Here is a 22,260-nt window from a genome sequence, read left to right on the forward strand (position 1 = left end):
TCCTATGTTAACGTGCGGTTTGGTTCTCTCAAATTTTTCTTTTCCCATTTTTTCCCCCTTATTGGTTCTTTTTCTTTTATTCTAATATAGACTTGAAAAATAATCAACTTTAAGCGTATAAATCTATGATAAAATCGCAAATTGTAATCTAAACGGAATTTCCACGTCTAATTGATATCTGATTAAATAGATTTAGTATGTCATCCATTTTTGTATTTTCTTTTTCTTCTCCCGACAAGTCCAAAATTATTTCTCCCTCATGAAGCATTATAATCCTATTTCCATATTCAATGGCGTGCTCTAGGTTGTGAGTTACCATAATAGTTGTAAGGTTTCTCTCTTCAACTATTTTTTTAGTTATCTGCATTACCTTCTCACCTGTCTTAGGGTCTAGGGCCGCAGTGTGTTCGTCTAGAACAAGTAGTTCTATGTCTGATAGTGTGGTCATAAGAAGGGACACCGCCTGTCTCTGTCCACCGGAGAGGTCGTTAATAGGACTGTCCATTTTGTTTTCTAGGCCAAGTCCCAGTGGCTTTAACATCTCCACAAATTTTTCTCTTGAATTGTCCTTCATCTTTTTCAAATTCCATGCTTTGTTTTTATTTTCTGCAAGCATTAAATTTTCAAGCACAGTCATATTGGAGCAGTTGCCTAGGGCTGGGTTTTGAAACACCCTTCCAATTCGTCTATATCTCTTGTACTCTTTTTCTTTTGTTAAGTCTTTTCCATTAAAAATAATCTCTCCCGAGTCGGGCAAGGTGTTACCACAGATTAAATTTAGTATGGTACTCTTTCCTGATCCATTACTTCCAATAACTGTTACAAATTCTCCCGTACCTACTTTCAAGTTAAGGTCGTTAAATAGTTCATTGGGGTTTTTGCTTTTGTTAAAAGTCTTATATATGTGATTAAGCTCTAACATCTTCTTCACCCCTTCTGCTAATTAGTAATATTATTAGGAAGATAATTGCCGTAATCAGTTTTAAACTATTTGGCGAAAGTCCAATCATTATGGCAATTCCAATTATTCCACGATAGATTATTGCTCCTAGGATAACTTTGCTACTGTCTCTTAGTGGAAATATTTTAAATAATTTCATTCCAAGGATAACTGAAGCCAGTCCTATAATCATAGTCCCTGTACCCATTGATATTTCGAAAAATCTTTGATGCTGCATCATAATTGCTCCCGCTGCGCATACAAGGGCATTTGCCATGGAAAGGCCAAGTATCTTTATGTTTCCAGGGTCCTTGCCTAAAAGTTTTACAAGTGTTTGGTTGTTCCCAGTTGTCTTTAGTAAATATCCGGACTTTGTGTTTAAATAAAGGTCCAAAAATATTTTGAACGCTGCAGCTATTAAAAATAAAATTAATAGCTTTTTATATTGCCCTGAAAACTTTAAATTGTTTACAACATCATTATTGAAAATTGTCTTTTCATTAAATATTGCAACGTTTGACTTTCCTGCAACAAATAAATTTATGGTGTATAGCCCAGTCATTACGATTATTCCTGAAAGAAGGTCCTGAACCTTTAGCTTTACATTTATTATTGCAGTTATAAAACCTGCTAGGGCCCCTGCCAATATTGCCATTAAAACTGAAACCACTCCACTAAATCCATTTAAGATAAAATAGGTAGATATGGCAGCTCCCAGTGGAAAGGTTCCGTCCACTGAAAGGTCTGGAAAGTCTAAGATTTCATATGTTATATAAATTCCCAAGGACATTATCCCGAAGATTAGTCCCTGCTCTAAAATTCCAAGTAATATATTCATCATTCACCTACTCAAAGCTTTCTACTGCTCTTTGTGAAATCTCTTCTGTAAGCTCTATACCAAGCTTTTCAAATGTAGATTTGTTTATATATAGATTTGGGTTTTTGAAAATTTCATACTTTGTCTCTGAAGCTTTTATTTCGCCTTTAAGTATCTTTGCCGCCATGATTCCAGTTTGCTTTCCAAGTTCCAAATAGTCTATACCTTCAGCTGCAATACAACCAAGTTTAACCTGTTCTATTTCTGAACCAAATACTGGAATCTTCTTTTCATTTGCCTTGTCCAGTATAAGTGGAAGTGAGTTTACCACATTGTTATCTAAAATATTTGTCATTACATCAACTTTGGAAAGGATGCTGTCAGTTGCCATTGGGATGTCAGAAGACTGTGTCACAGCCTGTGCAACTAAATTAAAACCATAGTCCTTTGCATACTTTTCATATATCTTTATTGTTGACACCGAACTTGACTCAGAGCTTGTGTAAAGGATCCCTAAGTTCTTTGCCTCTGGAAGTATCTCTCTAATCGTTTTAAGTTGCGCTTCTACTGGTAGTTCGTCTGAAGTTCCAGTAACATTTCCCGTTGGACTTTTGTCTTCATTTGCAAGTTTTGCTTCAACAGGATCGGTGATGGCAGTGTATACCAGCGGTATATCCCTATCCATAGCTGCGTTATAAGTTGCCATGGCTGATGGTGTGGCTATGGCAACTAGTAAGTCATTTTTGCCATTTGCTAACTTTTGACCGATTTGGTTCGCTATTGACACGTCTGCATCTGCGTTGTTGTAGTCAATGGTCAAATTCTTTCCCTCTTCAATTCCTTCGCTCTTAAGGCCTTCAATAAGTCCCTCTCTACAGTTGTTTAGTGACTGATGTTGAGCAAATTGGTTGATTCCGATGGAATATTTTTTATTCTCCACATTTTTTTGCTCTTGATTACAAGATGTTAATAATAATAAACTTAATACGATTCCTAATAATTTCTTCATTTCTTCCTCCTAAATTTTTTTCTTGGAAGAAATCATAAAAAAAACTTTCATCCCAAAAGGGACAAAAGTTATTTGTTATACCACCCGTAAGTTCTTCCAAGGATACAATTAGAAACACCACAATATCCCCCTCGTTGATAACGGATGAGGCTCCCGTCAGCTAGTACTCGTTTCCTTTCCCTCTGCCCTCCAGAGACCATTCTATGTAAATAATTTTATTGCCCTTCCACCTACGGCAACTCGCTGTCAAATATCTTTACATATACTCTTCTCTATCATCGGTTTTTTATCATGATACAGTATTAAAATGTTTTTGTCAATACTAATTAAAAACTTTTCCCATAACTTCTTTTAAATTATTACATTGAATGACTTTTAAATTTTCAAATGGTTTTAGATTTTCGTGGCTGTTAGATATAATGGCCGTGCTATATCCAAGTCTATCCAATTCCAAAAGCCTTTGTTCAATTTGTGGGGTTCTCTTTAGTTCTCCTGTAAGACCAACTTCTGCCACAAACACAGTGCCTAGTGGTATTGGCTTGTTATACATTGCAGAGAGGATACTCATAATGATTGCAAGGTTTACCGCCTGTTCTGAAAGTCTGATACCTCCCGTAACTTTTATAATTACATTCTTGTCGTAAAGGGAAACGCCTCCCCTTTCTTCCAAAATGGAGATAAGTGTATTTAGTTGATCCTTTCTTAAACTGTCCCCAATTCTCGTTGGGTATGGTGCAAATGATTTTGAAACCAGTGCTTCAATCTCCACTATCATCATCCTGGAGCCTTCTTTTATTATTGAAAGTGCAGAGCCTGGCGCTGGGTTTTCTCTTTTTGTAATAAAGAAGTCCGCCATGTCTTCAATCTCTTTAATTCCATCTTCCGTCATATTGAAAAGGCCTATCTCCCCAGTTCGACCAAATCTATTCTTGGTTGCCATAAGAACTCTTAGTGGTTCATCCGACTCCCCTTCAAGGTAAATTACAGTGTCTACAAGGTGTTCCAGTGTTCTAAGTCCTGCCATCTCATCATTTTTAGTCATATGTCCAATCATAAACACCGCCCTTGGTCTTGACTTGTTCTTTGCCACTTCCACCAGTGCATTGGCACACTCAACAGTTTGTATTGGAGAGCCGGCCCTAGATGTATACTCTTGTAGAGTAAAGGTTTGAATGGAGTCAATAAAGATTACATCTGGGTCTATGTCTCTTATGGATAATAGTGCATTATCCATGGAGTTTGTTGAAACAATCCAAATATTGTCTCTAATCTCGTCCATAATTCTATTTGCCCTAGACTTTATTTGTGACACCGACTCCTCTCCGGAAATATAAAGTGTCTTTATTCCCTTTTTAGAAAGGTCATTGGCAAGTTCCAAAAACAGTGTGGACTTTCCCGCACCTGGCCTTGCCGTAAGTATTGTGACACAGTCTCTAACAATTCCTCCACCGAGCACACGATTAAATTCATTTGAACCTGTAATGATTCTCTTTGAGTTATCTATTTCAACGTCCTTTAACTTTAAAGGCTTTTTATATTCTGTATTTGATTTTTTACCTGCGGATACTTCTTCAACGGTTTCTACTTCTTTCAAAGAACCCCATGTATCGCACGAAGGGCATTTGCCTGTCCATGACACCGTTTCATATCCGCATTTATTACATTTAAAAGTTGTCTTTTTCTTCATATAGCACCTCCCTATTATTCTATAGGATAATTGAACAATATTAAAGTTGAATATAAAAAAGAAGGCCTATGGCCCTCTCTTAAACTGTTGTCTCTTCCAAATTCTCTTTTGGTTCTTCTTTTTTATTAAATTTGATTTTGCCCTTAACAACTTTTATTTCAATTAAATCTGATTTTTTTACATCTCCACTTAATACTGCTTCTGCCAGAGAGTCCTCTATCTTTATTCTAATAACTCTTTCAAGAGGCCTTGCGCCATACTCCTTGTCAAAGCCTTCTTTGGAAACAAATTTAACAAGGCTATCTCCATATGTCACGCTGATATCTAGTTTTTGAAGTCTTTCTGCCATTTCGTCAAGCATAATTGAAGATACCTTTGCCACATCTTTTTCAGTAAGGTTTTTAAATAGTATTGTCTCATCAAGTCTATTTAAGAACTCTGGTCTAAAGTTTCTCTTAAGTGCTTCAGTAATTATTTCTTTATTTCTTTCATACTCTTCCTTTTCAACATCTTCTCCAGAAGAGAATCCTAAACTGTTTTTCTTTTGTAAGTCACTTGCCCCCACATTTGAAGTCATTATTAGAATGGTATTTTTAAAATCTACAACTCTACCCTGTGAGTCCGTTAGTCTACCGTCATCAAGAACTTGTAAAAGGGTGTTAAACACATCGGGATGTGCCTTTTCAATTTCGTCAAATAGTACCACTGAGTAAGGCTTTCTTCTAACTGCTTCAGTTAATTGTCCCCCTTCTTCATAACCAACATATCCTGGAGGTGAACCTATTAGTCTTGATACGGAGAATTTTTCCATATACTCTGACATATCGATTCTAATCATGGCCTCTTCGCCACCAAAAAGTTCCTTTGCAAGGCTCTTTGCCAAATAGGTCTTACCAACTCCAGTTGGTCCAACGAATATAAATGATCCTATTGGCTTGTCAGGATTTTTAAGTCCAACTCTTGCTCTCTTTATCGCCTTTGAGATGGAGTCGATTGCTTCATCCTGTCCAATGACAATCTTCTTTAAATTCTTATCTAGGTTCAAATACTTTTCGCTTTCTTCCTTGGTCATAGAAGTTACTGGTACATTTGACCAGTCGGAAACAATAACCGCAATGTCTTCAAAGCCAATACTCATGTCTCTCGTGGACTTTTGCATCTTCCATTCATCTTGAACCTTTTCTAGCATTTCTCTCTTTTCTCTAATCTCGTCACGAAGTTTGGCAGCTTTTTCAAAGTCCTGAGTTGATACTGCCTGTTCTTTTTTGCTCTTTAGCATATCAACTTCCTCTTGCATATCCTTTATATCAGGTGGTGCAATATAATTTTTAATTCTTATCTTCGAACAAGCTTCGTCAATTAGGTCAATAGCCTTGTCTGGTAAAAATCTGTCTGTAATATATCTTGCAGATAATTCCACCGCCGCATCTATTGATTCATCCGTAATCTTAACCTTATGATGGGCTTCAAACTTATCCCTAATTCCCTTTAAGATGGTCTTTGATTCTTCAATGCTAGGTTGTTCCACAACTATTGGTTGAAGTCTTCTCTCGAGTGCTTGGTCCTTTTCAATATGCTTTCTGTATTCATCAATGGTTGTTGCACCGATGATTTGTAAGTCCCCTCTCGCTAGGTTTGGCTTTAAAATATTTGCCGCATCAAGGGCTCCTTCAGATCCCCCTGCACCGATTAAAGTATGGAATTCATCAATGAATAGGATTATATCATCCTTCTTCATCAACTCTTCGATTACACCCTTAATTCTCTCTTCAAAGTCGCCTCTGTATTTAGTTCCTGCAACCATACCTGCAAGGTCCAGGGAAACAATCTCCTTGTCTTTGATTATTTCAGGAATATCTCCCTCTACAATTCTTTGAGCAAGGCCTTCTGCAATTGCAGTCTTACCAACCCCGGGCTCTCCAATAAGCACCGGATTGTTTTTAGTTCTTCTTAGTAGAACTTGTATTAGCCTTTCAATTTCCTTGTCTCTTCCAACTACAGGGTCAACCTTGCCCTCTTTTGCAAGTTCATTTAAGTTCTTAGTAAACTTGTCCACCAAGGACTTTTCTTTCTTTTGACCTTGGTTCATCTGTTGATTAGATTCTTTTTTGTCGGAGAAGTGTTTTTTTAATTCCTGTCTGATTAAATCCTTGTCAACTCCAGTCACATTCATCATATATGACGAAAATGAGTCGTCGTCATCCACAAGGGCCATTAATATATGTTCCGTTCCAACAAATATTGAACCTGCATTTCTTGCAAAGTTTCTACTACTTTCCATCATTCTCTTAACCCTTGGAGTTAAAGTCTCTGGAACTGAAACGGAGTTTCCGATTCCAATGCTCTGTAAGATTACTTTATATAAATTTTCATATACCGCTCCAGCCCTTTCTAATATTTCCGTGTCCTCTGTTTCCAGTTTCATAAAGGCAAGCAGCACATGTTCTGTACCAATATAGTCGTGTTTAAAATTAAAAGCTTCCTGGGCAGCTCTGCTTAAAAGCTTTTCAACATTTCCAAAATTTTTCGCCATAATAGCTCCTTTCTTGGGACTATTTTAAGTTATCCAAGTCCGATTTAAGCTTATTTATTTCATCTCGAAGTTCGCAAGCTCCTTCAAAGTCTTCCTTTTCAATGAAATCTTTTAGAGCTTCTTCCTTTTTTTCTATTTTATTAACGAGAATTTTAATCTCCACATTCTCTTCTTCGTTGGCTTCAGAACCATTTGCCATATTCTTTAAAAATTCGTCATCCAGTCTGTCTTTAAATGTTGTGTAACATTCTGAACAGCCAAACTTTTTATCTTCAATTATATCTTCTAAGGTTTTAAAACAATTTGGACATTTGTCTAAAGTCTTTTGCTCCTCTTTTTCATTTTTCATATTCATAATATCAAAGTTTATTTTCACATTAAGAGCTTCCCTTAAAAGATCTGTAATAGCTTGACCTTCGTCACTCTTTATAAAATCTTTAAACTTGCTAAAGTCTATTCCGTTTTCATCTTGCGGAAATATTTCATTCATATATTTAGAATAACAATCCTTACATAGATTCATAACCCTATGTTTTTCTCCATCATAAAAATGAATTTCAAAAGTAGATTCATTATTACATTTATCGCATTTCATAAGTTACCTCCTATCTTAGAAAAGCTAAGAGCATGTTACGAAGTAAATCTGCGCGTACAACATTTCTAATATTGTTGTCCACATTTGTAAGTGCAGTGTCTTCAAGTGCATGTATAATAAGCCTGCCTTCTCTTTTAGTTAGTACTTCTTCTTCGTATAGACTCTTCACTATACTATTGGCCTTGTCCTTGGTTATACTTGTGCCAATAACATCATTTATAAGTTCATCAATATAACCCACTTCACTAAAAGCAAGCTTTGTAATTTTTATATACCCGCTTCCTCCTCGTCTACTCTCGATGTAATATCCCTTGTATGGAGTAAACCTTGTTGTTAATACATAATTTATTTGAGAAGGAGCGCAGTTGAACTGACTTGCTAAGTCGTTTCTACCTATCTCCAAAATTCCATCTTCAGTTTGTGAAAGTAATTCTTTTAAAAAACTTTCTATGGAATTACTTAATCCTGCCATAGTTTCACCCCTAACTTTGACTTTCTTTGACCTAGTTTGTAAAAAAAATTTCTCTGTACTTTTATTATATCATAACGAGATATTTTTTCAATAATTGAACAATGCGAAATAATTTCGAATCAAAAAGGTCAACCACTATGGGCTGACCTATTATTTTATTCTTCTACATGTGCTTCTTCAATAATTTTTTCTGCAACATTTGATGGAACTTCTTCATATCTTTCAAATTCCATTTCAAAGTCCCCTCTTGCCTGTGTCATTGAACGAAGGTCAATTGAGTATTCAAAAAGTTCTGCATGTGGAGCTTCTGCTGTAACGACTTGTGTGCCGTCTTCTTGTGAATCCATTCCAAGAATTCTACCACGTCTCTTGTTCATGTCTCCCATAACATCACCCATGTACTCTTCTGGAACTGTAATAACTATTTTCATTATAGGTTCAAGTAGTACTGGTTTTGCTTCTTTAATACCTTTTCTGAAGGCAAGTTGTGCTGCCATCTTAAATGCCATTTCGTTTGAGTCAACTGGATGGTATGATCCATCATATAGTGTTGCTTTAATATTAACTACTGGGTATCCTGCCAAAGGTCCCTTTTCAAGTGACTCTATTAAACCTTTTTCAACTGCAGGGAAGTAGTTCTTAGGAACTGCACCACCGAATACTTCTTCTTCAAATACAAAGTCTTCTTCTGTTGGTTCAAATCTTATAAATACATCACCATATTGTCCTGCACCACCAGATTGTTTCTTATGTTTACCTTGAACATCTGATTTGCCTTTAATGGTTTCTCTATATGCAATCTTAAGTGGAATTATTTTTGTTTCAACGCTAAATTCATCTTTAAGTCTATTTAGTATTGATTGTAATTGAACATTTCCTTGTCCACCGATTACAAGTTGTTTTGTTTCAGGATTTCTTTCAACATTAAGACTTGGATCTTCCTCTTGTAGTTTTGAAAGTGCAGATGAAATCTTATCTTCATCTCCCTTTGAAACCGGTTCAATGGCAATGTAGTATGATGCCTTTGGAACCTTTAATGCCTTGTACTCTATTGGATGAGCCTTTGTGCAAAGTGTGTCCCCAGTTTCAGTGATGCTAAGTTTTGAAATAGCACCGATGTCCCCTGCAACAACTTCGTTTGTTTCTATTTGCTCTTTACCTCTGATATAGAATAGGTTACCAATTTTTTCTGTCTTATCTTTATTTGCATTGTATATTTCAGTGTCCTTAGTAAGCTTACCTGAAACAACTTTGAATATTGAAATCTTTCCTACAAATGGGTCAGTTATAGTTTTAAATACTACTGCTGAAAGTGGTTCGTCTGGATGAACTCCTCTGTAGTTTCCATCTTCAAGTCTAAAGCCATACTTTGCTCTTTCGTCTGAAGGTGCTGGCATAAATTCGGTTATTGTTTCAAGAAGTATGTCAATACCTGCTCCTGTATCTGTTGAACCTGCCACTAGAGGAACTGCTGAACCTTCTAGAAGTGCAGTTGTTATACCTTCCATAAGTTCGTCGTGGTTAAACTCTTCACCATCGAAATACTTGTTCATAAGCTCTTCGTCACTTTCTGCAACGATTTCAACTATTTCACCATAAACAACTTCAACTTCGTCAACTCTATTTTCAGGAATAGGAACTTCTTTCCTTGTAAATCCATCATATTCATATGCTTTTTTGTTTAATACGTCTATAAGTCCTTTAAAGTTTTCTCCTTCTCCCACTGTCAATGTAAAAGGAATAACTTTTTTATCAAAATTTATATGAAGATCGGAGACTATCTTGTTTAAATTTGCATTTTCTTTCTCCATCTTATTTACGAATATTATTCTTGGTAATTGAATTTCCTTTGTATAATTAAGAACTTTTTCAGTTCCAACTTCTATTCCACTTGAAGAGTCAATTAATACAAGCGCTGCTTCAGAAGCTCTTAGCGCTGAGTAAACTTCGTTCTTAAAGTCGAAATATCCCGGAGTGTCTATTAGATTCACTTTAAAACCGTCATATTCTATTGGGATAACGGTTGTATTAATTGAAGAGCCTCTCTTTATTTCTTCCTTTGAAAAGTCAGAAACTGTGTTTCCCTCTTCAACTTTTCCTATACGTTTAGTCACGCCGGTGATGTTTAACATTGACTCAATTAAACTAGTCTTACCAACTCCGCTGTGTCCAACTAAACATAAATTTCTAATCTTATCTGTTGTATATGCTTTCATTATTACCTCCCGTTAATTTACCTTACTCTGATTATAACATGAAAACAATTTCTTTTGTATTAAAATTTAATTTTTTTATGATTGATTAATATGAATTTATTATAAAAGTCAAACTCAATATTTTAAGTTCAGTTTTACAACTTCTTAAATTTTTGCTTTTAATTCTATTAAATACCAGTGCAAATATTATTATATTTATAATCAACTCTTTTCCTAGTTATTTATTATGCCTTTAATTTCATTCTCTATGGTATAATATGTTTATGAAAACAGTATTAATAACAGGGTCTTCAAGAGGTATTGGAGCTGCAACCGCTAGAAGACTTGCTAAAAATTATAAAATTGTCATAAATTACAATAATTCAGAAAAAGAAGCTCTATCACTCTTAGATGAGTTAAGGAAAATAAACCCATTTGTCATATCAATAAAAGCAGACGCATCTAATGAAAACGAAGTTTTTGAAATGTTTGAAACTATAGAAAAAAGCTTTGGAGGTGTTGACATACTTATAAACAATGCTGGTGTTTCCTATTTTGGACTAATCCAAGATACCCCTTTTGAAAAATGGTTTGAAGTTATAAACACAAACCTTAACTCTGTATTTTTAAACTCAAAAAGATCTATTCCATACATGGTTGATAAAAAAAATGGAGTAATAATAAATATTTCTTCTATTTGGGGAGATTTTGGAGCTAGCATGGAAACTTGCTATTCTTCTAGTAAGGGAGCTATAAACACCTTCACTAAAGCTCTTGCAAAAGAATTAGCTCCATCCAATATTAGAGTTAATGCTATAGCACCAGGAATAGTAGACACGGATATGATGAGAAATGATTTTAATAAACAGGAGCTAGCAGAACTAAAAAACAAAGTTGGTATCAATAGGTTCGCAATGCCCGATGAAATTGCTGGACTAATAGAGTATTTAATATCTGATCAAGCCTCTTATATAACTGGTGACATTATTCATATAAATGGTTGCTTCTATTAAAACATGAAGGGTCTTTTATAGCTTATTTATCATAGCTGTAAAGACCCTTCTATTATTTTTTTAATTCTTATCTACTTCATATTCAGATGTACTTACAGGCAATTCTTTTCTCTTTAATATAAACTCTATAAGTTCTTTTACCAGGCCATATATAACCGCAAAGATTGGAACACCTATTATCATTCCAACTATTCCAAACATAGCTCCACCGATAATAATTGCAAAAAGAATCCAAAATGAATTTATTCCTATTGAGTCAGAGTGAATTCTTGGCTTAACAACATTACCATCGATTTGTTGTCCAATTACAACTGCAATTAGGAATATAAATGCAGCCTTTATATCTTGAACGCCAATCATAATAAAAACTGGTATGGCACCAATAACCGGTCCGATATATGGAATCATATTGGTTATGGCAATTAGTATCCCCATAATTATTACGCCTTCAACCTTTAGGACAAGTAATACTACAGATATTTCTATACCTAAAATAATTGATGCCAATAGGTCCCCTGTTAAAGTTTGTTTAACGGTCTTTCCAATGTCCCTTGCAATGCTTATTAACTTTGCTGCGACTTTCTTAGGAAAGATTGCAAAGGTAGCTTTCTTTGACATTGCTCCAAAGTGTTCTTTGTCATTTAAAAGATATAACGATACTATTAAGCCTATTCCAAAATTGAAAAGCACTGAAACAAATCCAGATGCAAAGGAAGTTAGTTTTGGTCCAACCTTTGATAAAATACTCTTTAAATATTCTGTTAACTGTGCTATTCGCTCTGTTAAAAAGTCAGATACTTTTTCATTAACACCATACTTGTTGAAAAGTTCTCCCCATGACTCAAACTCATTATTTTTTAAATAATCTGAAATTATGTCGCTTAACTTTGAAACCGAGTCCACAATTTGAGGAATTAAAAGTGAGAAGAATATAACTATTAAAATAATTACGATTAAGTAAGTAATTATAAGAGATATCATTCTCTTCTTTTTAAAGGAAAGCTTTTTAAATCCACTTATCTTATTTAAATTTCTTTCAATAAAATCCATGGGCATATTTAGTATATATGCAATAACTCCACCATAAATAATTGGTGAAAGTATACTAAATATATTTCCAAATCCCTTTTTAAATCCATCAAAGCGGTAAATTATAAAAAAGAAAAGTATGGAAATAAAGACCGTTAAAAGTCTGTAGAAGAGCTTTGTATTATCTTCTTTGTTAAAATTCACCTTCATTAGCTTCTCCTGCTTTCTAATTCAGCAACCCTAATAACTTCTTCAGCCACAAAGTCTGCCACTCTTTCATCAAAGACTGAAGGTATAACATATTCAGGGTTCAATTCATCTTCTGAAATTAAATTTGCAATTCCTACTGCCGCCGCCATTTTCATCTCTTCAGTAATCTTCTTTGCCCTTGCCTTTAATGCACCTTTAAATAGTCCTGGGAAGGCAAGTACATTGTTAACTTGGTTAGGGAAGTCGGATCTACCTGTTCCCGCAACAAATGCGCCGCCTTTTATTGCCTCTTCATATGGAATTTCAGGTTCTGGATTTGCCATGGCAAAGACAATTGGCTTAGTCTTCATGCTACTTACCATGTCGGCATTTATTACGTTTGGTCCAGACACTCCAATAAATATATCCGCCTTAGTCATGGCATTTTTCATTGTTATGTCCTCGTCTTCTATATTTGTAATCTCTGCAATTTCCTTTTCAACAAAGTTATATTTTTCAATTTCAGATTTCTTTAAAACGCCCTTTCTATTAAAGGCATAAATATTTTTAACTCCAAGTCTCTTCACCATGTTTATTATTGAAAAACCTGCAGCACCAGTTCCCGAAACCACAACGGTAACATCTTTTGCCTCTTTCTCTGCAAGCTTTAATGAGTTTATAAGTGCAGCAGTAACCACTATGGCAGTACCATGTTGGTCATCATGAAACACTGGAATATCAAGTTCGTCAATTAGTCTTCTCTCTATTTCAACACATCTTGGAGCGGAGATGTCCTCTAAGTTGATTCCACCATAGGTTGGAGCAATATTCTTTATAGTTTGAATAATCTCTTCAGTGTCCTTGGTGTTTAAAACCACAGGCACTGCATTTACTCCACCAAACTTTTTAAATAGAACTGACTTCCCTTCCATTACAGGTAGTGCTGCTTCAGGTCCTATGTCACCAAGTCCAAGCACAGCAGTTCCATCGGAAATAACTGCAATAGCATTGCCCTTCCAAGTATATTCATATGCCAAGTCCTTGTCCTTTGCTATTTCTCTACAAGGCTGAGCAACCCCTGGAGTATATGCAAGGCCAAGTTCTTCTTTGGAATCAATCTTTGCCTTTGATTCTACGCTTAGTTTCCCCTTCCAATTTCTATGAGCTTCCAAGGCTCTTTCGTAAACATCTTTCATTCTATTTCCTCCATAGTATGCAATAAATTCATTTTTTCAACACTTTAATTATAACACATGGATAAAACATAAAAGCATAATCAATATTTTGATTAGCTATGATAAAATAGTATTAGAATTATAATTGGAGGGATAAATGAAAAAATTAAAAAAATTATTTCTATTGTTGTTTCTTTGCATAGGCCTTGCAGCATGCAAAAATCAAAACAATGTGGAGTCAAATATAAATGGCAGCGAAGAGCATATGCATGACCATGACCACGAGCATGACCCTGAACATGAACATGACCATGACCACGAGCACGAGCATGAACATGATGTAACGGGAAAAGAGATTGAAACTGAAATAGGAAAAAGAACTATACTTAAAAGTTTAGATGAAATGGATAAGACTATTTCAAGTGGCCCATTCAACTTTAAAATAAATGCGGTTCAGTTAAGTAGCCTTGAAGTAAAAGATGAACACCTAGATGAATTTAACGGTCAAAAGATGATTTACTTCCTAAATGTAAGTATTTTCGTAGAACACATGTCAAATGAAGTTCATAGTCTCGATATGAAAAATGCAAAAATAGTAGACTCAAATAATAAAGAGTACCTTCCTGACATGACAAAGTCCGACAACTTTGATGGCGACTTTAACGGAAACTCCATGGACGAGGGAAACTTGACCTTTTTCGTGGATGAGTCCGTAACAAAAGACGAAAACTTAAAACTAGTAATCCCACAGGCACTGGACGAAAATGGAAACAAGATTGGAGACGAGGCTTTGTTTAATATAGAATTTGAAAAATAGAAAGTTAAAATAAAAGAGCCCATATGGGCCCTTTTTTAATTATCGCTTCTTGAGAAAGCATTTTTCATGTTATTTGATGCTATATATAACACTCTGTCTAAAAGTTTATTAGTTTCTCTTTCTGTAAAGTCAGAAATATCTTGATTTGCTCTTTCTAGAACTTCATGTAGAGCATCTCCCTTTAAATCTTTTTCCTTTACTTCCCTATCTGTCTTTATAATCATTTCATGGGACTTTGCCATAATCTTTTGATTATATCTTTCTACTTCAACAATTGCTTCACTATAATGTGCATCTACAAGTGCGCCAATAAGTCTATTTGTCCAGTAGAAGTTATTTGTAGTTACAGTGATTGAATCGTCTTCAAAGTACTTTGGAGTTGTTCTTACATTTGCATAAAGGGCAACTGCAGAGTTAAATGCATTTGAACCAAGGGCATGCCATTCTACAACTTTATTTCCTTCACCAATATATGGTCTGATTTGAGTAAACACAGTAACATTATTTCTATTAATTCCTATAGGTCTGTACTTACCCCTCTTTTCTCCCTTGCCATATGAACTAAATTCTGTTCCTTGGTAGTAGTATGAAAGTACATATTTCATGTCCTCAATTGTGATTTTTCTTTCAGGTACCATTGCCCATGGTAGGTCTAAATCTTCTGGTGTAAAGTCTGCATCAACACCGTCCCACAAAAATGATCTTGGATTAAAATGTCTTAGCATACCCCAAGCTCTTGGTGTGTTATAAACTCTGTCAGAGTCTTCTCCAGAACCATATGCAAATCTTGGATTAAAGTCGTCATCTTTATTCAAATTAAGATGATGTTCTTCAGTCCATTCCCTTAAGTCTTCACAACACATAAAGTTTTCTTTTTTGCCATATGCATCTTCAAAATCAAAGTAATCTATACCAAGTTGATTAGGCATTACTACATAGCAGTCATCAGGAACACGACTTGCCATCCAGTGATGTCCACCAATTGTTTCAAGCCACCATATTTCATTTTCATCTTGAAAAGCAATTCCATTTGATTCATAAGTTCCATGTTCTTCCAATAGCTTTCCAAGTCTTTCAACACCTTCTCTGGCAGATGAAATATATGGAAGCACAACAGTTACAAAGTCCTCTTCCCCAAGTCCACCTTCCTTTTTGTCCTTATTATTTATTAAAAGTGGATCCGCACCTAGAACCCTTGGATTTGTAGTAATGGTTTCAGTTGCAGTCATTGAAATATTTTTTGAATTAGTTCCATTGCAACCCCAAATTCCCTCTACAGGATCTGAGTTTGGATGAGCAGTATATCTAAGTGGATTGTCTGGAAGATCAAACTCACATTCTGAAATTACTGATTTATATCTTTTTGGTTGATCCTTAGGTTCAACCACAATAAATCTCTTCGCACTATATTCTCCTGAAGGTGAATCTTCACTTCTTGTAACTATAGTTGAGTTATCATAAGAAGCTTTTTTCCCTACAAGTAAAGTTGTACAAGCCATAATCGTCCTCCTTGTAATTTTTTTCTGTACACTTACAGTTTACTCCTAAAAATTGCAGATGTAAATTATGATAACAATTATTAAATGATTTTTTAATATTTTAAGTCACCATGATATAATGTCATTAATAGGAGGTGTTCATTTTGAACAAAATTAATTTTAAAAATTGGGTGGCAGAAAATTCAAAAGACGAATTTAGTGAACTTGCAAAACTAATAAAATCAGACTCTAACTTTCCAGAGGATGATAGTAAAGATTCAATCTTAATCTATTTAAGAGTTAAAAACTTAAGCCCAGAAGTCTTAGAAGAATTTGAAAAGGCTTGGGAAGAATTTTCTAAATAAAAAATACTCCAGTGACTAATTGTTGCTGGAGTGTTTTATTTATATTGGAGATTTTGGATGATTTTAAAACAATTTTCACAAAAAAATGAGGGCAGTATTTTCCATGCCCTCAATAGTTTTTTTGTCTTTTTTTATATCTGTAGCGGTTGCTCAGATTGCAAACAATTCACTCTTTTCCCACGCTCCAACCACTTAAAATAGCCACTTACAAGGTTACTGGTGCAGAGGAAGGGATTCGAACCCTCACGAGAATTTCCCACTACCCCCTCAAGATAGCGTGTATACCAGTTCCACCACCTCTGCCTAGTTTAAAAGTTTCTCTTAAACTCTTTTAACTGTCTTGCATAGTTGCTAAGCCAATTTTTAAAATCTTTATGCATTCCATTTTTAAGCTCTTTGTCTTCGTAGAATGTTTTATAGATTTCATAATTTCTCTTTACTTTTACATCGTAGTATCTGGCTTCGTCTATTGGAATATTTTCAAAACCTTCTCCACCTTTTCCAATTATTCCCTTGTCAAGCCAATCTTGAACATTTCCCATACCTCCATTGTAGGCGATTATGGCAAGGTCTGTATCTCCAAAGTGGTTTAGTAGGTAGGACAGATAGTATGTCCCTAGTTTTATATTGGTGTCTGGGTCTTGTAACATCTCATCTGTGTATTCAATGCCCATCTTTTCGCAAATCCATTGTGATGTCTTTGGAATAAGCTGCATTAGTCCAACTGCATTCATATGTGATTGTGCCTTTTCATTAAAGTTGCTCTCAACTTTTATAACTGAAAGCACCAACAGTGGATCCACTGCGTATTCTTCACTATATTTTTTTATCTCTTCCACATGTTCCACAGGTCTTGTACTACTTCCATATGCAACAACTGCAAAGGATGCAAGTATGCCAACTATTAGTAGGGCAATTATAAATTTAAGCAGTCCTTTGAAAAATTTTTTCATAATAATTTCTCCTCGATCAAAAAGAGTTTAAGTTCCCTTTGAGTTTCTTGTAATTCATTGTCATTAAAAATTATTTTAAGTGGTTTTTGTTTAAATTTTTTCCATATATCATTCACTGAAATAATCTTTTCTGCTTCCTCATAGGAAATATTTTGTCTTTTCATTAATCTTTCTATTTGTGTGTCTTTCTTACAATCAACAGAAATTATATCATAAAGAATGCTATTTTGTAACCTCTCCTCTATTAGTGAGTAAAGTGGTATTTCAAAAAAAATAGCCTTTTCTCTATTTTCATTTCCCAATGAGATTATCTCTCTTATGACCATGGGGTGAATTAGCTTTTCAAGTTCTAATCTTTTCTCTTTTTCATCAAATAGAATTTTTGAAAGTTTTTTTCTGTCAATATGTCCACTTCTATCTAAAATATCTCTTCCGTCAAATATCTTTGCAACTTCTTGAGCAATCTCTCTTCTCTCATAGAGTTCATGAACGATTTCGTCTGCACTGAAGGTTTTAAATCCATTTTCTCTTAAGAAGTTCATCACAGTGGACTTGCCGGAGCAAATTCCCCCTGTGATGATATAATTCTTTTTATTTTGATTCATACCAACTATTTCCTGTACTGATGTCCACTTTTAAATCCACATCAAGCTTAACTGCATTTTCCATTAAATCTCTTAAAAGCTCTTTTACTTCATCAATTTCGTCGTTATATGCATCAATAATGAGCTCATCGTGAACTTGTAATACAAGCTTACTCTTAAGTTTTCTCTTTTTTAGTTCGTTGTGAACTGAAATCATGGCAAGTTTTATAATGTCCGCAGCAGAGCCTTGTATTGGAGTGTTTAGAGCGATTCGTTCTCCAAATGCTCTAATGTTAAAGTTTTTTGACTTAAGCTCTGGAATATATCTTCTGCGGTTCATTATTGTGTGAACATATCCCATTTCTTTGCCCTGCTCCACTATATCTTCCATATATTTTTTAATTCCCTGATAGGTGTTTAAATAGTTGTCGATATACTTTCTTGCTTCTTTTCGAGTTATGTTTAAATCCTGTGACAAACTAAAATCTCCAATGCCATAGACAATTCCAAAGTTTACAGCCTTTGCATTAGATCTGTCCAGTGGTGTTACTTTGTCCAAGTCCACATGGAACACTTCTGATGCAGTCTTTGCGTGAATATCCACTCCCTCTTTAAAGGACTCAAGCATTACTTCGTCCTTTGCAAGATGCGCAAGAACTCTCAGTTCGATTTGTGAATAGTCCGCATCAACTAGTGTGTTTTCATCTCCAGATATAAAGGCCTTTCTAATTAGACGGCCCTCTTCCGTTCTAATTGGAATATTTTGTAAGTTCGGGTCTATTGAACTTATTCTTCCCGTAACTGCAATTGTCTGTGTGAAAGTTGAATGGATTCTTCCATCTTCTGATATAAGTTTTGAAAGCCCTTCCACATAGGTTGACTGAAGTTTCTTTATGGTTCTATAGCGAAGTACCTTTTCTATGATTTCGTGTTCGCCTTTTAATTTCTCCAGCACTTCCACATTTGTAGAGTAACCTGTCTTGGTCTTTTTTATTACAGGAAGGCCCATCTTTTCAAATAATATTTCTCCCAGTTGCTTAGGGCTGTTTACATTAAACTCTTCCCCTGCATCATCGTGAATGGACTTTTCCAGCTCATCTATTTCGTTATTAAACTTCTCTCCAAGCTCGTCAAGGTATTCTCTGTCCACTTTAAATCCAACATTTTCCATGTCTGCAAGAACTTTTATCAGTGGGTTTTCTATGTCGTAAAAGAGTTTTTCCATATCCCTTTCTTTAATGATATCTAAAAGCGGCTTTCTTAAATCTTCGCAAACGGAGATAAAGCTTGAAATGTATTCATCTAATTCCTTCTCTTCAACTTCATCTAAATCCTTTTTCTTAGCGCCTTTTCCAAACACTTCCTCTTCAGATTTTATATTCCTGTCAAGGTACTCGCTACAAGTCTTATTAATTTCGTAGTTAGTGTTTGAAGGGTCAATTAAATACTCCATTATGGAAATATCTTCATACAAAAAGTCAACACTTAATCCATTTCGTAAAAGATAATACAAATCCGACTTTATGTGGTAAGATAAAAACTTTTTATCCTTTGATGAAAAAAGCTCTTTAAATTCCTCTAGCTCTTTTTCATCATTTAATTTATAAATGAAAACTTCGTCTTTGCCTTCGCCTTTAAAGGCAGTGTATTCTGGCTTGCTATGAATATAGTTATCACCATTGTAAAACATATGAAAAGTTATATTTTTTTCATCAGAAAGCTCTTTTACTATCTCAGCAGGCGAAGAAACTCTCTTTGAAAGAAAATCTTTTTCAAACTTTACTTCCTTTTCAGCTCCAGGAAGCTCCTTTAAAAAGGAATTAAATTCAAGTCTTTCGAAAATTTCCCTAGTCTTTTCTACATTCGGTTCTTTAACAACGTAGTCATCAAGTTTTCTTTCAAGAGGAACTTCAGTAAAGATGGTTCCAAGCTTTTTACTTAAAAATGCCAAGTCCTTGTTTTCAGTTAAATTATTTTTAAGGGCCTTTCCTGAAATATTTTCAATATTTTTATAGACTTCTTCGATGCTCTTATATTCCTTAATCAGTTTTAGTGCAGTCTTTTCTCCCACACCAGGAACTCCAGGGATGTTATCGGAGCTATCTCCCATTAGTCCCTTTACATCAATTAATTCAATTGGTGTGACGCCATATTTTTCCTTTACTTCCTCAATGCCAAATCGTTTTGTTTGAGTTATTCCCTTTACAGTTAAAATTACATTTACATTTTCATCTATAAGTTGCAAGTAGTCCCTGTCTCCAGTTACCAAAAGAACTTCGTATCCCTCTTTAGATGCTTTTTTAGAAAGGGTTCCCGCAATGTCGTCTGCTTCATAACCAGACTCTTCCTCGAAACATACATTCATTGCCTGTAAAATGTCTTTCAATATGCCAAACTGAGTGGAAAGTTCAGAAGGCGCCTTGTCACGATTGGCCTTGTAGTCGCTATACTCTTCAACTCTAAAGGTTGGCCCCGACTTGTCAAGCACCACGGCAATATGATCTGGCTTATACATATCTATTGCCTTGTAGTACATGGATAGGAAGCCATACACGCCATTTGTAAAAATTCCGTCCTTTGTGGTTAAATGTCTTATTGCATAAAAGGCTCTAAAGATTAAACTTGAGCCATCAATTATCATAAATTTTTTCTTCATATAATCCTCCAATTATCTCTATTATATAATATGTTGACGATTAAAGAAAATCCACAACATTGACTTTTACTGACTTTAAAGCTATAATTATTTTATACGGGGATGAACCTGGTTTCGACGGGGATACTGAATTCGGAATAGCGAGTCGTTTTCGTCTAAAAACGTAAAAAAAGGACAACTAAATATAAACGCTGAAGATAATTTAGCATTAGCTGCCTAATTAGGCGGTAGTCCGCCTTGGCTTTCTCGCAGTCCAAGGCCTGACTTCAAATTTAGCGAGACACTGATTCAAGTTTGTTTCGCCTTGAATTTAGTATTAGAAACTACCTAGTACATGTATTTGCTTATTGTTTATTGTACTAGGGAACAAAACACAATAAGCTGCACTCGGAGAGGTTCCCTTGGATGTATTTTCGGACAGGAGTTCGACTCTCCTCATCTCCACCATCAAAATCTACAAGAATTTGTAGTGCTACAGAACAGTTTAAAATAGCTGTTCTGTTTTTATTTTTATTGTACTTAAAGTCTAACGGAGTATATATTAGTACAAAAAAAGTTGGTAAAAAGTTGGTAGAAAAGTTGGTAGAAAGTTGGTATTTTAGTTTTAAAGTATAAGTAAAATAAAAGAGCGATTTTTCATCGCTCATTTACCATTTAAAAATAAGATGCCATTTTAAAACTTAAGCTATTTTTGTCACCATCAGTTCCTATAATTACATGGTCTAAAACTTTTATACCTATTATATTACCTGCTTGTTCCAGCTTTAATGTTAGTTTAATATCTTCATTACTAGGTGTAATATCTCCACTGGGGTGATTGTGAATTAAAACTATCGAACAAGCTCCATGAAGTATCGCAGGTCTAAACACTTCCCTTGGATGTACTAAAGAACTGTTAAGTCCTCCCATGCTAACTAAATGATATCCTACAACTTTATTTTTTGTGTTAAACATCAGTATGATAAAATGTTCTTTTTCTGGATTATAATTATTTGCTTCAAATATTTCAAATGCTAATTCTTTTACTAAATTTGGTGAATTGATTGTTTTTCTTGCGTCATAATTAACAGCTTTACTTTCTCTAACTAAGTCATAATGATATATATACATAATCGTCTCCTAAAATTTACTTTTAATATTTTATTTGTTATAATTTTAGGTATACAAACAGCGTTGAAATATACGCTATTTGTTACCTGTGAGATTGCACTGTGGCTCGTCAAAGTTTTTAGTGCAATCTCTTTTTTTATTCTTCTTCCATATTTTTTAGTTCTTCCTCAACATCAGTCTCTAAGAAAGTTATATAGCTTTCCACTCTCAACACTTCCTTAACAACTTCCAACATTTCCTGTTGATCTAACGCCTTCTTTACACTATGAAAAGTATCAGCAGATTTTCTCAAGGCTTCCTTTAATTCTTCATCACTTAAATTTACACCTCGGTCAGTAACTTCTTCAAGTGCTTTTCCTGTATCTGCAGTAGTAACAAAATCTTTTGTAATCATTTCCATTAAAACTTTATTCACTTCCTGCATACAGTCTTCATTTCGTCCATAATCTAAATACTTGTCTACTTCAATTCCTGCCTGCTTTATGAGCTTTAAAAGTCTAATTTGTTCTTGGTCGATATCGAAAGGGTTTCTCATTTTGTACCTCCTGTGGTATAATAATTGTGCAACGGTTTGTGTTGCGTGCACGTTTATGAAATGTCAAAAAATATTTTTTTTGAGGCGAGGAGAAGACCAACTCCCCGC

The 22,260-nt window shown here is 34.8% G+C and carries 19 protein-coding genes, 1 tRNA gene, 1 other RNA gene and 1 other annotated feature; of the genes, 4 read left to right on the forward strand and 17 right to left on the reverse strand.

Annotated elements, in window-relative coordinates; translation table 11 throughout:
• Positions 1–148 precede the first annotated feature (148 nt).
• The 8 genes from WKS98_RS08755 to fusA all read right to left on the reverse strand — a co-directional run bounded on the left by WKS98_RS08755 (position 149) and on the right by fusA (position 10,269).
• On the reverse strand, positions 149–922 hold the full coding sequence (locus tag WKS98_RS08755; protein WP_498918612.1) for an ABC transporter ATP-binding protein: 774 nt from the start codon (positions 920–922) through the stop codon (positions 149–151).
• Entirely contained in the window at positions 909–1,781 is an 873-nt protein-coding gene (locus tag WKS98_RS08760) for an ABC transporter permease (RefSeq protein ID WP_498918613.1), read from the reverse strand. Before WKS98_RS08760 ends, WKS98_RS08755 begins: the two co-directional genes overlap by 14 nt.
• Positions 1,782–1,785: 4 nt before the next feature.
• Entirely contained in the window at positions 1,786–2,766 is a 981-nt protein-coding gene (locus WKS98_RS08765) for an ABC transporter substrate-binding protein (RefSeq protein WP_498918614.1), read from the reverse strand.
• A 54-nt stretch (positions 2,767–2,820) separates the two neighbouring features.
• Positions 2,821–3,054 (reverse strand) — a binding site (T-box leader).
• A gap of 34 nt (positions 3,055–3,088) precedes the next feature.
• A complete protein-coding gene (gene radA, locus WKS98_RS08770) occupies positions 3,089–4,453 on the reverse strand; it encodes a DNA repair protein RadA (protein WP_498918616.1) in 1,365 nt (454 codons plus the stop codon).
• Positions 4,454–4,532: 79 nt separating this feature from the next.
• A complete protein-coding gene (locus WKS98_RS08775) occupies positions 4,533–6,986 on the reverse strand; it encodes an ATP-dependent Clp protease ATP-binding subunit (RefSeq protein WP_498918618.1) in 2,454 nt (817 codons plus the stop codon).
• A gap of 19 nt (positions 6,987–7,005) precedes the next feature.
• The gene (locus tag WKS98_RS08780; RefSeq protein WP_498918620.1) at positions 7,006–7,581 is read right to left on the reverse strand and encodes a UvrB/UvrC motif-containing protein; all 576 of its coding nucleotides are present in this window, start codon (positions 7,579–7,581) and stop codon (positions 7,006–7,008) included.
• 10 nt (positions 7,582–7,591) lie between these two features.
• Positions 7,592–8,053 carry a CtsR family transcriptional regulator gene (locus tag WKS98_RS08785; RefSeq protein ID WP_498918621.1) on the reverse strand — a complete coding sequence of 154 codons (462 nt, stop codon included), beginning with the start codon at positions 8,051–8,053 and terminating at the stop codon, positions 7,592–7,594.
• A gap of 155 nt (positions 8,054–8,208) precedes the next feature.
• Positions 8,209–10,269, reverse strand: coding sequence for an elongation factor G (gene fusA, locus WKS98_RS08790; RefSeq protein WP_498918623.1), 2,061 nt, complete (start codon positions 10,267–10,269; stop codon positions 8,209–8,211).
• Positions 10,270–10,532: 263 nt separating this feature from the next.
• Between fusA and ymfI the strand changes: the two genes are divergently transcribed.
• Positions 10,533–11,261: an elongation factor P 5-aminopentanone reductase gene (gene ymfI, locus WKS98_RS08795; protein WP_498918624.1), complete on the forward strand. Its 729-nt coding sequence runs from the start codon at positions 10,533–10,535 to the stop codon at positions 11,259–11,261.
• Positions 11,262–11,321: 60 nt separating this feature from the next.
• On the opposite strand, the gene WKS98_RS08800 is transcribed toward ymfI, so the two are convergent.
• Positions 11,322–12,500: an AI-2E family transporter gene (locus WKS98_RS08800; RefSeq protein ID WP_498918626.1), complete on the reverse strand. Its 1,179-nt coding sequence runs from the start codon at positions 12,498–12,500 to the stop codon at positions 11,322–11,324.
• Entirely contained in the window at positions 12,500–13,675 is a 1,176-nt protein-coding gene (locus WKS98_RS08805; protein WP_498918627.1) for an NAD(P)-dependent malic enzyme, read from the reverse strand. The genes WKS98_RS08800 and WKS98_RS08805 overlap by 1 nt, the downstream gene beginning before the upstream one ends.
• 136 nt (positions 13,676–13,811) lie before the next feature.
• Between WKS98_RS08805 and WKS98_RS08810 the strand changes: the two genes are divergently transcribed.
• A complete protein-coding gene (locus WKS98_RS08810; RefSeq protein ID WP_498918629.1) occupies positions 13,812–14,471 on the forward strand; it encodes a DUF4352 domain-containing protein in 660 nt (219 codons plus the stop codon).
• A gap of 35 nt (positions 14,472–14,506) precedes the next feature.
• Here WKS98_RS08810 and WKS98_RS08815 read toward each other — a convergent pair whose 3' ends face one another.
• Complete coding sequence (locus WKS98_RS08815) at positions 14,507–15,970, reverse strand: C69 family dipeptidase (protein ID WP_498918632.1); 1,464 nt, start codon at positions 15,968–15,970, stop codon at positions 14,507–14,509.
• 143 nt (positions 15,971–16,113) lie between these two features.
• Between WKS98_RS08815 and WKS98_RS08820 the strand changes: the two genes are divergently transcribed.
• Positions 16,114–16,314, forward strand: coding sequence for a YozE family protein (locus WKS98_RS08820; RefSeq protein ID WP_498918633.1), 201 nt, complete (start codon positions 16,114–16,116; stop codon positions 16,312–16,314).
• Between the two features lie 217 nt (positions 16,315–16,531).
• Here WKS98_RS08820 and WKS98_RS08825 read toward each other — a convergent pair.
• The 4 genes from WKS98_RS08825 to polA form a co-directional block, all read right to left on the reverse strand.
• Positions 16,532–16,617: transfer RNA gene (locus WKS98_RS08825), tRNA-Leu, on the reverse strand.
• Positions 16,618–16,622: 5 nt separating this feature from the next.
• Positions 16,623–17,267 (reverse strand): lytic transglycosylase domain-containing protein, encoded by a 645-nt coding sequence (locus WKS98_RS08830; protein ID WP_498918635.1) that lies wholly within the window; start codon positions 17,265–17,267, stop codon positions 16,623–16,625.
• On the reverse strand, positions 17,264–17,872 hold the full coding sequence (gene coaE / locus WKS98_RS08835; RefSeq protein WP_498918637.1) for a dephospho-CoA kinase: 609 nt from the start codon (positions 17,870–17,872) through the stop codon (positions 17,264–17,266). Before coaE ends, WKS98_RS08830 begins: the two co-directional genes overlap by 4 nt.
• Positions 17,859–20,507, reverse strand: a complete 2,649-nt coding sequence (polA, locus tag WKS98_RS08840; protein ID WP_498918639.1) for a DNA polymerase I — start codon at positions 20,505–20,507, stop codon at positions 17,859–17,861. Before polA ends, coaE begins: the two co-directional genes overlap by 14 nt.
• A 98-nt stretch (positions 20,508–20,605) precedes the next feature.
• On the opposite strand from polA, the gene ssrA reads away from it, so the two are divergent.
• Positions 20,606–20,954: a transfer-messenger RNA gene (ssrA, locus tag WKS98_RS08845) on the forward strand.
• 207 nt (positions 20,955–21,161) lie between these two features.
• On the opposite strand, the gene WKS98_RS08850 is transcribed toward ssrA, so the two are convergent.
• The gene (locus WKS98_RS08850) at positions 21,162–21,617 is read right to left on the reverse strand and encodes a JAB domain-containing protein (RefSeq protein ID WP_498918641.1); all 456 of its coding nucleotides are present in this window, start codon (positions 21,615–21,617) and stop codon (positions 21,162–21,164) included.
• Positions 21,618–21,753: 136 nt separating this feature from the next.
• Positions 21,754–22,152 carry a hypothetical protein gene (locus WKS98_RS08855; protein WP_498918643.1) on the reverse strand — a complete coding sequence of 133 codons (399 nt, stop codon included), beginning with the start codon at positions 22,150–22,152 and terminating at the stop codon, positions 21,754–21,756.
• Positions 22,153–22,260: the final 108 nt, after the last annotated feature.

This window comes from Lagierella sp. ICN-221743 (assembly GCF_037890055.1).
In the GTDB taxonomy this organism is placed as follows: domain Bacteria; phylum Bacillota; class Clostridia; order Tissierellales; family Peptoniphilaceae; genus Mediannikoviicoccus.

What these genes read in the sequence shown, in the direction of transcription:
- WKS98_RS08815 (WP_498918632.1), bottom strand. Translation starts at nt 15,970, where the DNA reads ATGGCTTGTACAACTTTACTTGTAGGGAAAAAAGCTTCTTATGATAAC.
- polA (WP_498918639.1), bottom strand. Translation starts at nt 20,507, where the DNA reads ATGAAGAAAAAATTTATGATAATTGATGGCTCAAGTTTAATCTTTAGA.
- WKS98_RS08805 (WP_498918627.1), bottom strand. Translation starts at nt 13,675, where the DNA reads ATGAAAGATGTTTACGAAAGAGCCTTGGAAGCTCATAGAAATTGGAAG.
- WKS98_RS08850 (WP_498918641.1), bottom strand. Translation starts at nt 21,617, where the DNA reads ATGTATATATATCATTATGACTTAGTTAGAGAAAGTAAAGCTGTTAAT.
- WKS98_RS08855 (WP_498918643.1), bottom strand. Translation starts at nt 22,152, where the DNA reads ATGAGAAACCCTTTCGATATCGACCAAGAACAAATTAGACTTTTAAAG.
- coaE (WP_498918637.1), bottom strand. Translation starts at nt 17,872, where the DNA reads ATGAATCAAAATAAAAAGAATTATATCATCACAGGGGGAATTTGCTCC.
- ymfI (WP_498918624.1), top strand. Translation starts at nt 10,533, where the DNA reads ATGAAAACAGTATTAATAACAGGGTCTTCAAGAGGTATTGGAGCTGCA.
- WKS98_RS08780 (WP_498918620.1), bottom strand. Translation starts at nt 7,581, where the DNA reads ATGAAATGCGATAAATGTAATAATGAATCTACTTTTGAAATTCATTTT.
- WKS98_RS08785 (WP_498918621.1), bottom strand. Translation starts at nt 8,053, where the DNA reads ATGGCAGGATTAAGTAATTCCATAGAAAGTTTTTTAAAAGAATTACTT.
- WKS98_RS08755 (WP_498918612.1), bottom strand. Translation starts at nt 922, where the DNA reads ATGTTAGAGCTTAATCACATATATAAGACTTTTAACAAAAGCAAAAAC.
- WKS98_RS08810 (WP_498918629.1), top strand. Translation starts at nt 13,812, where the DNA reads ATGAAAAAATTAAAAAAATTATTTCTATTGTTGTTTCTTTGCATAGGC.
- fusA (WP_498918623.1), bottom strand. Translation starts at nt 10,269, where the DNA reads ATGAAAGCATATACAACAGATAAGATTAGAAATTTATGTTTAGTTGGA.
- WKS98_RS08775 (WP_498918618.1), bottom strand. Translation starts at nt 6,986, where the DNA reads ATGGCGAAAAATTTTGGAAATGTTGAAAAGCTTTTAAGCAGAGCTGCC.
- radA (WP_498918616.1), bottom strand. Translation starts at nt 4,453, where the DNA reads ATGAAGAAAAAGACAACTTTTAAATGTAATAAATGCGGATATGAAACG.
- WKS98_RS08830 (WP_498918635.1), bottom strand. Translation starts at nt 17,267, where the DNA reads ATGAAAAAATTTTTCAAAGGACTGCTTAAATTTATAATTGCCCTACTA.
- WKS98_RS08765 (WP_498918614.1), bottom strand. Translation starts at nt 2,766, where the DNA reads ATGAAGAAATTATTAGGAATCGTATTAAGTTTATTATTATTAACATCT.
- WKS98_RS08800 (WP_498918626.1), bottom strand. Translation starts at nt 12,500, where the DNA reads ATGAAGGTGAATTTTAACAAAGAAGATAATACAAAGCTCTTCTACAGA.
- WKS98_RS08760 (WP_498918613.1), bottom strand. Translation starts at nt 1,781, where the DNA reads ATGATGAATATATTACTTGGAATTTTAGAGCAGGGACTAATCTTCGGG.